Consider the following 12,018-nt stretch of genomic DNA (forward strand, 5'->3'; position numbering starts at 1 on the left):
TTCATAAACCTTAGTATCAAATCACAGTATGATTAACAACGTTTGAGGAAAGCGGGAGACAAGCAATGACTGTAAGCTATTTTGACGCGGCAAACAAACTAAAGCAGGAAGGGAGATTGGAAGAGGCGATCGCTTCTTATCACTCTGCTATTGAGGAAAACCCCAAATTTTATTGGTCTTACGCAAATTTGGGAGATGTTTTGCTTAAGGTTTCCCGGTGGGAAGAAGCAGTCAATGCTTACAGTCGGGCGATCGAGCTGAACCCTGATTCGTCGGCTTGGATTTATTACAATCAAGGGGAAGCTTTAACTAAATTGGGGCGGTTGGATGAGGCGATTGTTTGTTATCAAAAAGCGATCGAGCTGAGTCCTGATGAGCTGGAGATTCAATCAAGTTTGGCAGAGGCGTTGCGGCAGAGAAGCCAGGTAGATTTGGATCGGGCGATCGGGATGTATCAGCGGGCGATCGAGTTAAATCCAGAGTCAGTGGTAGCTTATCAGAATTTGCTGAAACTTCAACCCGACAACTGGGAAGTTTGGTGGGCTCTAGGAGAATTTTTAGTTAAAGTTGGGCAAAGAGAAGAAGCGCTCGCAGCCTACCAGCAAGTTATACAACTAAATCCCGACGCCATACCAGTCTACAAAAGCGTGTTAGAAATCCAGCCAGAAAATTGGGAAGTGTGGTGGAAACTAGGGAACGCACACGCCAAGTACAAACAGCAGGGAGAAGCGATCTCAGCCTACCTGCGGGTGATTGAATTAAATCCCGACGCCATACCAGTCTACAAAAGCGTGTTAGAAATCCAGCCAGAGAATTGGGAACTGTGGTCGAAACTAGGGAACGCACACGCCAAGTACGAACAGCACGGAGAAGCGATCGCAGCCTACCGATATATTATCAGCCTAAATCCTGATTTTGTAGGCGCATATCAAAATATTCTACAGATACAACCAGAAAATAGCGAAATTTGGTGGCAGTTAGGCAAGGCTTTAGCCAAGCAAAATCAGTGTGAGCAAGCAGTAGCAGCCTATCGGCGCGCCATTCTCCTTAACCCTCATTTATATGAGCCGTACAAAAATTTAGGAGAGATACTGACACAACAAGGTCAACTCAATCAAGCAATTCACATTTATCGCCAAGCGCTCGGCATGAATCCTAATCTAGCAGAAGCATACTACGACTTGGGCAAGGCTTTGGCAGAACATGGAGACTTCGAGGGGTCAACTCAAGCCTACGAGCAAGCAGTTAAAATTCAGCCTGATTCAGTAACAGGATTTTTTAATTTAGCCAAGTTGCAGCAACGTAACAATCAACTAGATAAGGCTACTTACAGTTGTCAACGAGTGATTCAAATAAAGCCTAACTCTATTGAAGCTCACTTGCACCTAGCAAGTGTACTGTTATGGCAAGGGAAGCGAGATGAAGCACTCCTTAGCTATTATAGAGCCAATCAGCTAAAGTTTTCTGAAGCCCGTGGCAGCGGAGAAATAGGAACAATCTGCTTGTGTCTCTTGCCAAAAGCAGGAACAGTCTATATTATGAACGCCTTAATGAACGGGTTATCTTTACGGCCATACTCTCCTGAACATTTATGTGTTGAAGGTGTATGGCCTGAATACTATTGGCGAATCAAATCACAAGAAATAGTAAAAAAATCCGTATCTTGTGTGATGGCTGCTAATCATACTAATGCTAATGATTGGAATTTATTTACAATTAGTATGGTGGTAGACAGATTAGTAGTGAATGTTCGCGATCCGCGTCAAGGTGTTTTATCATTGATACATTACTGGGACAACATATATCGGGATATGATTCAAGGGCAAGAAAGACCTTCACATTACTTGATCTCATTTTCGTGGTTCCCCGAAAACTATTTTTCCATGACACTTACAGAAAAAATTAGTTGGCAAATAGAAAATTTCTATCTTCCCCAAGCTGTTAAATGGATAGAAGGATGGCTGGATGCAGAAGAAAATATCTACTTTTATCCCAAAATACTTTTTACGCGACATGAAGATTTAGCAACTAATCCCAAAGATTACTTTGAAAAAATTATTGATTTTTATGAAATAGACAGGTTAACTTTTAATTTTCCAAAGCCTCCTGAATTTAAACAAGGTACACATCATCGAAAAGGTAGTATTGAGGAATGGAGGGAAGTATTTACCCCAGAACAAGCTGAGAAGGCTTCTAGTATAATCCCTAAACGACTGCTAAATAGATTTCACTGGCCAGAGAGATAGAAGATTTTATTGAGAATACGAAATCCTTATGAAGATTGCGTCAACAGAAAGCAAGGAAATAAAAGTTAACTATTTTCAGATAGCTAACAAATATAAACAGGAAGGTATTTTAGAACAAGCGATCGCTACCTATAAGAAAGCTATTGAGCAGAACCCCGACTTTTACTGGGCTTATCATAACTTGGGCGAAGCCTTGGCTCAGTTGGATAGATGGGAAGAAGCAGCGACGGCTTACACTCGGGCTAGGGAGCTTAATCCCAACTCCGCTTGGTCTCACTATAACTTGGCAGAGGTATTATCTAAACTCGGTCATCTGGACGAAGCTATCATAGTCTACCGTCGGGCCATAGATAAAAATCCTAACTTTTACGGCTTTTACAACAGCTTGGGGAAAACTTTGTATGAATTAGCGCTACAGATAGACTCGGATTTTTTTCAGTCATACCCAAAGCTGCAGGATGAACTCTTACCCAACCAATTTAATGACGAAGAGTTTCTGCAAAAAAATTTACAAATTAACAGCGAAGATTTTATTGAACAAGTTTATCGCACGTATCTTAAACGAAATTCCGATAGTGAAGGCAAAAATCACTACCTTCACGCTCTCTACAACGGCGCAAGCCGCGAAGAAGTAATTGCTTGGTTCCGGCAATCCTCGGAATTTATGTCAGTGCTCAATTCATCCACCGTCTTGTTGTGCTTGGAAAAAGTGATTAGCGCCTACAGGCAATCGATCGATGTGAACCCAAATGATAGTAAATCTTACGACAGGTTGGGAGAGGCACTGCTACACCAGGGCAAAGTACGAACACAGCAAGGTCAATTAAAAGAGGCGATGGAGAGTTACCAGCAGGCAATAGTTATTCGCCAGCATCACTTGACAAACGCATCTTATCACTGGGCAGAGGCACATTACGAGCTGGGGAATGTGCTGAGACAGGAGGATAAATTAGATGAAGCAATTGAGAGCTATCATCAGGCGATCACCCTTAAACCTGATTGGGAAGAACCACATATTAACCTAGGAAATATACTGTTAAAGCAGGAAAAGATAAAGGAAGCGGTGGAAAGCTTCAATCGGGCAATAGCTATTCACCCTAAATCAGTAGAAATGCACTCACGAATTGCCTATTTCTTTTTAGAAAAAGGTCACTTTAGTCAATCAAGAAGTTACTATGAAAGGGGTCTATTAATTAACCCTAACTTGGCAGAAATGTACTTGGGCCTCGGAACAGCTCTTTTGCAGGAGGGACAGCAGGATGAGGGCATTAAAAGCTTTCAGCAGGCGATCGCTGTTCAACCTGACTGGATACATACCTACATAGCAATGGGAACTCAGTTGTTTATAAGCGGCAATATCGAAGCGGCAAATCAGGCATGGCATCAAGGAATTGAGGTTCAAAAAAAATTAGCTCAAGTACATCAACTAGATGAGCTAGAAATCCGCCTGCTGGATGCTAGTAGCTGGTTATTAGCTCTCGGTCACCTCGCTTGCTTAGATATCTATCTAAAGATCGGCCTCCTGAGATGGAGACCGAAGCACAAAACTATGATGTTGGTGACTCCATATAATAAAATCCCCAATAAAGCTTTGCTAAACTACTGGAAGCCTTACATCGAATTCATATCCGATGCGTCACAAATGCCTATTTCTCATCCTTCAGCAGACTACTTAACAGATTTTTATTGGGCGACAACCTTGCCTAGTGGAAAGACATTAATGAACTCTACTCAAGTGGCTGCGGTGGTTTACAAGCAGTGGGAAGAAGAGAATCGGCCACCATTACTGAGTGTGTCAGATTCAGACGCAGAACGGGGATGGGATTGCTTGAAAAAATTAGGAATGCCAAAAAATGCTTGGTTTGTTTCCCTTCATGTTCGAGAACCTGGTTTCCACCAAAATTGGAACACAGTGCATCCTGCTACCCGCGATGCAGATATCAATACCTACTTACTAGCAGTCAAATCGATCGCAGCGCGTGGTGGGTGGGTGATTCGTATGGGAGACCCTACTATGAAACCTCTGCCCAAGTGCGATCGATTAATTGATTATGCTCATAGTGAATATAAGAGTGATTGGATGGATATTTTTCTTTGTGCCTCCTGTAAATTTTTGATAGGCACCAGTTCGGGCGTGAGTTGGATTCCTCCTATATTTGGCGTTCCTTGCGCTCTGACTAATTGGATACCACTCGGACTGCCCCCCAGCTTTCCCAAAAATATCTTTATTCCCAAGCTTTACTTCTCTGAGTCGGAAAAACGCTATCTAACATTTTGGGAAATATTCAGCTCTCCAATAATTTATTCAGAATTTAGGAAATACTACGATTCTAGGGGTTTAATAGTGGTGGACAATACAGAGGAAGAAATCAATGATGTGGTTGTCGAAATGTTGAATTATCTGGATGGTAAAATCAATTACAGCGACGAAGAGCGGCTACTTCAGGAACAATTTTACAGGATAGCTACTACTTATGGCAGCTACATAGGCAGCCGCATAGGACAATCTTTCTTGAAAAAGTATGCTGCTCTTTTTAAGAAAGAGTGAAATAGCGGTAGCAGCCTAATCTTTCAATTGAAATCGGAAAACTTACCAAAACAAGGAGTATAAAATCATGGGAATTGCCAGTCCAACATTATATCTGTACAATTATTTACGTCATCATCAATACTTTAATAACTTCAAGCGAGTTATCGAACTGGGTTCACAGGATATTGCATCGGGGCAAGAGGAAATTGCCTACTTACTTGATGCGTTGTTTGCCTTCAAGGTTAATCCAGGTACTTTAGTTACTGCAAAAACTCTGTATCAAAGTATGGGATTTGAAGTTTATGAATGTATAGATGCAGATGGACTTTATGACGCTCGTGTTTTCGACCTTAATAAAAACATTCAAGAAACTTATGGGTTTTCCGACCAATTTGATTTGGTAACAAATCATGGGACTACCGAACATTGTTTTAATCAGTTTGAGTCATGGAAAAACATTCATAATTTATGTGCAGTAGAAGGGATAATGATTCATGTATTGCCGACTCAAGGCTATGTAAATCATGGGTTTTATAACTACAATCCTTCTTTTTTCTATAATTTAGCAGCAGCGAACAACTATAAGTTGATTGCTATTTATTTCAGTACATATAAGTCTAACGATCGATTCGCATTCAGCCTGCCGGGGCTCGTTCCTTACAGCGAACAAGTTGTAAAGTCTTTGTGTTCCGATGCTGGTAAAGCGGATATGGGATTGTATGTAGTTTTGCAAAAAATGACAGACAAAACTTTCTCTATGCCTTATGATAACCAGTATTTAAAAGTAAACCTTTTGTCAAACGAGGAGTATTCATCTCAGCAGCAAGGTGGAGTGGTAATTGCACAAAATTTTGTAGAGGAATATACAAAAGTTGGCCATATCCTGGCTGACCAAAACAAATTAGATGGTGCTATAGAATACTATTGGCAGGCTCTTAAAGTTGATAGTAAAAATGCTGAAGCTAATTTCCACTTGGGAGGAGCTTTTGAAAAGAAAGGACTGTTATCCCAAGCCATTGAAAGCTACCAAAGCGCGGTTAAACTAGATCCTAATTATGCCGAAGCCCATTATAATCTAGCACAGGTACTTTTTGCTAAACGCGAGCAAGATAAACTTAACACACTTATGGATACTTGTCAACAAGTTTTGGCTGCCAATCTTGATGACATAAACATTTATTTGAGTCTCGCTCAAAAACTAAAGCAATTAGGGAAGCTAGATGAAGCAATTGCTGTTTATCGTAAAGCTATAACTCTCTATCCCGAGCGAGCAGAATTATATTTACAATTAGGGAATATATTTATTGGTGGAGATAACTTTACTGAAGCAAGTCAAAATTACCTGGATGCAATGGCTGTCCACACTAACTTTGATACCATCAAGTCGGAATTACTTGATGCTTATTTAAAATTGCTTAATAAATTGGTTGAATTGGGCAAGTTAGATGAAGCAACCGCTATCTGTAAAAAAGCCATGTGCATCCGACCTGATTTACCCGAATTGCCGTTTTATTTAGGAAATATATGTGGTGCCTCCAACAACATTCAAGAAGCTATTAATAGTTATGAACGGGCGGTTGAAATTGAACCAAAATTTATCGAGCCTTATTTAGCATTAGGAAATGCTTTCAAAGAGACGCAGCAGTTAGAAAAAGCAATTGATTTGTACGAACGGGCGGTGGCACTAAAAATAGATTCAGCCGAAATTCATTACAATTTGGCTAATTTATTCATGTCTGTGAGAGACCAAGAGCGGGCATTTATTCACTATCATCAATCCAACACTATTAAATTTGCGGAGGATCGCTCTAAGGGAATTATAGGGAGGATGTGTTTTATTTCATTACCTAAATCAGGAACTACATATATTGCTAACGCCTTAGAAAAATTAATCAATAGTTGCTCTGCTGCTGCCTCTCCCCAAAAATTGATATCAGCTAACCGACCTAATATCTTGTTTAAACTTGAGACTCAATCACCATATAAAGAATCATTATCTACTTTAATTTCCGACCACGCTCCGGCGGTACCCCAAAATTTCTTTGCTCTCAGAATGGTGGTAGATAGGTTAATTGTTCACGTTCGTGATCCGAGACAAGCTCTGCTATCCTTTGTACACTATTTAAAGCAAACAAATGATTATCGATCTCCGGAATATTTAATTTCTACTCAATTAAGATTGCCTCCCGACTACTTTTCGTTATCTCTGACAGAGCAAATTAACTGGCAAATAGAGAAATGGTATTTGCCGGATGCTATTAAGTGGCTTAAGGGCTGGATAGATGCTGATGAAGATCCTTTATTTTATCCGGAAATACTTTTCACGAAGCAGGAAGATTTAGCGACAGATTCAAATAAGTTTTTTGAGTCTATCCTGAATTTTTACGATATTGAAATTTCTCGATTTGTTTTCCCCGAACCACCAGATTTTCAAGCCACCAAACACCTACGAAAAGGAAGCGTAGATGAGTGGCGCAGAGTGTTCACTCCCGAACAAATTGAAAGATGTGCCGAAAGGATACCAGAGCAAATTTTTAAAAAATTTGGTTGGCCATCAACATAGTTCTTCAGTTAAACTTTTACAAGGCTTGTTCGTTAAAAAGAGATTCACCATGATTGAGCAAACTAACACTCCTGAAAAATTGCAAGAGCTGCACTTAGAAACTCCTCCTCAACAAACCGAAGAAGGAGATATACAAAACATCAGGAAGTTGTGGAACGATGAGACGAAAAAAGCTCTGGCTTTAGGCGTTATGTATGTATGTGGAGCTGATGTTGAGGGAGATATCGCAGAGTTTGGTACTAAAGCTGGAAAAACTTCTAAGATAATAGCCTCATCACTATCAAATATTGCTAAACTTTATCCCTACATTGACAGCGCTAAAAGCAAAAAACTGTATCTTTTTGATAGTTTTCAAGGATTGCCTAAATCAGTATCCCCCATAGATAGAGAATCCCCCCATGTTAGAGCTGGAACTTGGGGATCTGGAGCCTGCAAAGGGGGCAGCAAGCAACAATTATTAGAACTCTGCAAAAAAGAGTATCTACCAGAAAACAGAATTTTGATTTATGATGGTTGGTTCAAAGATACTCTTGCTCAAATCCCTTATGATACGAAATTGTCCATGTTACATATTGATTGTGACTTATATCAATCGGCATTAGAAGTATTAGAAACTTGTTTTAATAAAGGTTTTGTGCAAGAAGGTACAGCCATATTTTTTGATGATTGGAATTGTAACAGAGGCTCGCCAGTATGGGGAGAACGCAGAGCTTGGTCGGAAATTGTAGAAAAATTTCTCGTTAACTTCAGCGATGAGGGCTCCTACAGTTGGCATGGCAAGAAATTCATCGTTCATTCCTATAAATTCGCTCGAAGCTAAGTTAATGAAAACACCTAATTAGCCCAGGAAATTCCTAATGATTGACAAAACTAACACTAAAGAAGCGCAGTATCAAATTCAGTTCGATACCCTGCAAGAGATGGGCCCCGTACAAATGGGACCTTATGCCAGCCATAGCTGGCGCTCCGATCCCAGACGCTTAACATTCCTGCTGGCAAGGTATAAATTCTGCTCCAAAATATTAACAGGCAAATCCAGAGTGCTAGAAATAGGGTGCAGCGACGGATACGGGATGCGGCTCCTCCTCCAAACTGTCGAGTTTGTTCACGGTGTAGATTTTGACCCCTTATTTATTGAATGGGGAACCAAGCAGGCACAAGCTGAAGGATTGAATTGCAAGTTTTCTGTAGTCGATATTACTGAGCAAGCTCCTAGCGGAAATTATGATGCTGCTTATTCTCTAGACTTGATAGAACACATTGAGCCGGAAAAAGAACATCTTTACTGGGAAAATATCTGCCAAGTTCTGGAACCTCATGGAGTATTCATCGTCGGTACTCCCAATATCACCGCTTCCCCCTATGCCTCCCAGTGGAGTCAGGAAGGTCACATTAACTTAAAATCGGCTGATACTCTAAAAACTGCTATGCAGGAGTATTTTCACAATGTCTTTATTTTTTCGATGAATGACGAAGTTGTCCATACCGGGTTCTATCCAATGGCTCATTATCTAATGGCGCTTGGGGTAGGTGTCCGTCAATGACTAAACAGGTGATTAAATGCTCACTCAAGCTCAGCGAGTTCAGGGATTTCAATACAGTAAAAAGGAAAATTAAGTATGGGATATGGCATTCACGGATTGAGGATAACAGCCGACTTGCACAAACAGGGTTTATTTAACGGTCTCAAGACAGTTATAGAACTAGGTTCTCAGGATATTATGGAGCCGGAATACGCACAAAATTTACTCAAAACTGATTTTAGCTGGCAGGCGACAGCCAATCAAATTAATTGTGAGATTTTTTATAGATGCCTGGGGTTTCAAACCTATAAGTGCATAGATGCGGATGGTCGCTACGGTGCTCTTGTTTTTGACCTTAACAAAAATATTTCCGATATCTATGGTTATAGAGAGCAATTTGATTTGGTTACAAATCACGGAACAACTGAACATTGTTTTAATCAGGTTAATGTATTTCAAAATATTCACAATCTATGTGGACTGGGGGGATTGATGATTCATGGAATTCCATTTTATGGATATTTAAATCACGGTTTTTATAACTACAACCCACTTTTTTTTGAAACTCTAGCAGTGGCAAATAATTACAAAATGATAGGTATGTACTTAAATGTAAATAAAAAAAAGGGCGATCTGGTTCCCTACAGTTATGATTTAATGGAGGTTTTACAGAATACATCTTCTCTATCATCTATGGCTATATTATTATTTGTCGTTATGCGAAAACAGATAGAAAAAGAATTTAAAGTTCCATTTGATAGGCACTATGCTGTTTCAAGCCTTTTGTAGGAATTATGGAGTTGTTGTAGTGCAGATATTTAAGTAACTCAATAAATTTTCACTAGATTCAAGTTTACACAAGCAATCAATCAAACAATAAGAGAGGCTAAAATGGTTAACGTAATATTTCCTGAAAGCACCGAAAATCAAAAACTTGCTCAAAGGCTTAACATTGACAAACTAGAATCAGTTTTAAACTTTCCTAGGTTTTTTGAAATCGAAACAGTAAACGCCTGCAACGCCAGGTGTACTATGTGTACCATCAATGACTGGGAGAAAGTCAAAGATGTGATGATGAGCGATACCTTGTACGCCAAATTTGTCGATGAAGTCGCCGAGTATGCCGAGTGGGTAGATACTGTCTGTCTCAATCGGGATGGGGAACCGACGTTAGACAAAAAATTGCCGCACAGAGTCAGAATGCTGAAAGATGTAGGTATTAAAAAGGTAACATTTGCAACAAATGCACAACTGCTTGTCCCTAAACTGGTGAATCAACTGATTGATGCTCGGCTAGACGACATTATGATTTCCATTGACGGAATCACCAAAAACACCTATGAAGCTATACGCCTCCGATTGAACTACGATGTCGTACTGGAGAACATTCTCAGCTTAATTCGCATCCGCAACGAAAGAAATTCACCCATGAGTATCCGAATTCGGATGGTGTTGATGGAATCAAACAAACACGAATTTGAGGAATGGTCGTCTTTCTGGAATTCAAAGATTTCTGAACAAGATGACGTATACGCTAAGCCAGCCCATACGTGGGGAAATCAGCTTGTTGGAGAAGCAGAAGACACCATAGCAAAGTACGCCGATAAACCCTGTATATTCCCTTTTTCTTCAATGGTAATCCAAGTTGATGGAAAAGTACCGATGTGCAATATAGATTACAATGTTAAAGAACTCATGGGTGATTTCTCAAATCATTCTATCAAGGAAATCTGGAACGGGGAAGACTTCACTAAGGTACGGTCATTGCACGCTAATAAGCAGCGGAATAAGATTCAAATGTGTCAGGGATGCAGTATTTGGACACCCGAGGTGGTGGTTAAGTCGCCTGTTCGCGCAACAGCTTAGAAATTATCTACAATCTCCAAATTTATGAAATTTTTGCTCATCGGTGCTTCTGGATTTATTGGCAGACATACTCTGAGATATATACAATCTCAGGGATATGAAGTTATAGGGACGCAAACTAAATCTAATTATCCTGAACTGCTTAAGTTTGACCTCTTAGAACATCGTATAGGTGACAGAGTATCTCCGTCTTTTCTGAGTAATGATGACTCTATTTTTGGCATAGTATTTTCAAGTATGTGCCAAATAGACCGCTGTTTTATAGAGCGCGAAATGAGTTACAAAGTTAATGTGGAGAAGACCTGTCAACTGATTGGCGATATGCAAGCTATGGGGATAAAACCTGTATATATTTCCAGCGATGCTGTTTATGAAGGAACGCATGGCTACTACAGTGAGGCACATCCACCAAATCCAGTTAATGAATATGGCAGACAAAAAGCTGAAGTAGAAAAATATATTCAGCAAAGTATTCCCGAAAGTCTCATATTGCGGTTGAGCAAAATTGTTGGGGAAGATCCCTATGAAAATCACCTTTTTTCGGAGTGGTATAAACAGATTGAAAGCGAGCAACCTATAATTTGTATTGCTGAGCAAGTCTTTTCTCCTACATTTGTAAAAGATGTAGCAAAGGCTGTAGTTTTAAGCTGTGAAAAGAGAATTTCCGGCTTATATAATATGGCCAACCCAGTATTCTTCCCCAGGCAAGAACTAGCCAAACAGTTTGTATTAGCATTGGGAAAAAATGTAGCTGATGTGGCAATTGTTTGTAAGTCTCAAGAAGAATTAAACTTGGCTGATAGACGGACTGAAAAAAGCTATTTGAACTCTACTAAATTTTTAAAGGCTACAGGAATGCAATTTACCTCAATGAGTGAAGTCTTTATGTCCTTCATCAGCAAGTTATAAAGTTCTTCATTGTTAAAATAGATTAATAAAAGTATTTTTGGGAGCAATCGATTGACTAATTCTAAACACTGCTTAGTTACGGGAGCTGCCGGCTTTATCGGCAGCCACCTGTGCGATCGCCTCTTAGCCCTCGGTCACACCGTCACAGGCCTCGATAGCCTGATTGTAGGTCGCCTCGCCAACCTAGAACAAGCCAAAACCCATAACAAATTTACCTTCATCGAGCAAGACGCAGCCACTATCACCCCCTCAACCCTAGAAGGAATTGACTGGGTATTTCATCTAGCAGGGCTGGCAGACTTAGTACCGTCGATTGAAAACCCCAGCCAATACTACCACTCCAACGTTCAAGGCACTTTTAGCCTGCTAGACGCTTGCCGC

Annotated in this window: 9 protein-coding genes; all 9 read left to right on the forward strand. The window is 40.1% G+C overall.

Features of this window, described 5'->3' with window-relative positions:
• The first annotated feature begins 65 nt into the window (after positions 1-65).
• Complete coding sequence (locus ACUVJL_RS15340; protein ID WP_445246630.1) at positions 66-2,246, forward strand: tetratricopeptide repeat protein; 2,181 nt, start codon at positions 66-68, stop codon at positions 2,244-2,246.
• Positions 2,247-2,274: 28 nt separating this feature from the next.
• A complete protein-coding gene (locus tag ACUVJL_RS15345) occupies positions 2,275-4,794 on the forward strand; it encodes a TIGR04372 family glycosyltransferase (protein ID WP_445246631.1) in 2,520 nt (839 codons plus the stop codon).
• Positions 4,795-4,861: 67 nt separating this feature from the next.
• The gene (locus ACUVJL_RS15350) at positions 4,862-7,339 is read left to right on the forward strand and encodes a tetratricopeptide repeat protein (protein WP_445246632.1); all 2,478 of its coding nucleotides are present in this window, start codon (positions 4,862-4,864) and stop codon (positions 7,337-7,339) included.
• A 49-nt stretch (positions 7,340-7,388) separates the two neighbouring features.
• On the forward strand, positions 7,389-8,159 hold the full coding sequence (locus ACUVJL_RS15355; protein ID WP_445246633.1) for a TylF/MycF/NovP-related O-methyltransferase: 771 nt from the start codon (positions 7,389-7,391) through the stop codon (positions 8,157-8,159).
• A gap of 37 nt (positions 8,160-8,196) precedes the next feature.
• Positions 8,197-8,883 (forward strand): class I SAM-dependent methyltransferase, encoded by a 687-nt coding sequence (locus ACUVJL_RS15360; protein WP_445246634.1) that lies wholly within the window; start codon positions 8,197-8,199, stop codon positions 8,881-8,883.
• Positions 8,884-8,958: 75 nt separating this feature from the next.
• Positions 8,959-9,651, forward strand: a complete 693-nt coding sequence (locus ACUVJL_RS15365; protein WP_445246635.1) for a hypothetical protein — start codon at positions 8,959-8,961, stop codon at positions 9,649-9,651.
• Between the two features lie 102 nt (positions 9,652-9,753).
• Positions 9,754-10,728, forward strand: a complete 975-nt coding sequence (locus ACUVJL_RS15370; protein ID WP_445246636.1) for a radical SAM/SPASM domain-containing protein — start codon at positions 9,754-9,756, stop codon at positions 10,726-10,728.
• Positions 10,729-10,752: 24 nt separating this feature from the next.
• Positions 10,753-11,637 carry an SDR family oxidoreductase gene (locus tag ACUVJL_RS15375; protein ID WP_445246637.1) on the forward strand — a complete coding sequence of 295 codons (885 nt, stop codon included), beginning with the start codon at positions 10,753-10,755 and terminating at the stop codon, positions 11,635-11,637.
• A 51-nt stretch (positions 11,638-11,688) separates the two neighbouring features.
• The coding region (locus ACUVJL_RS15380) for an NAD-dependent epimerase/dehydratase family protein (protein ID WP_445246638.1) at positions 11,689-12,018 on the forward strand (330 nt) is incomplete at its 3' end.

Origin of the sequence: Microcoleus sp. OTE_8_concoct_300, assembly GCF_031383065.1 — a bacterium.
Classification (GTDB): domain Bacteria; phylum Cyanobacteriota; class Cyanobacteriia; order Cyanobacteriales; family Microcoleaceae; genus Microcoleus.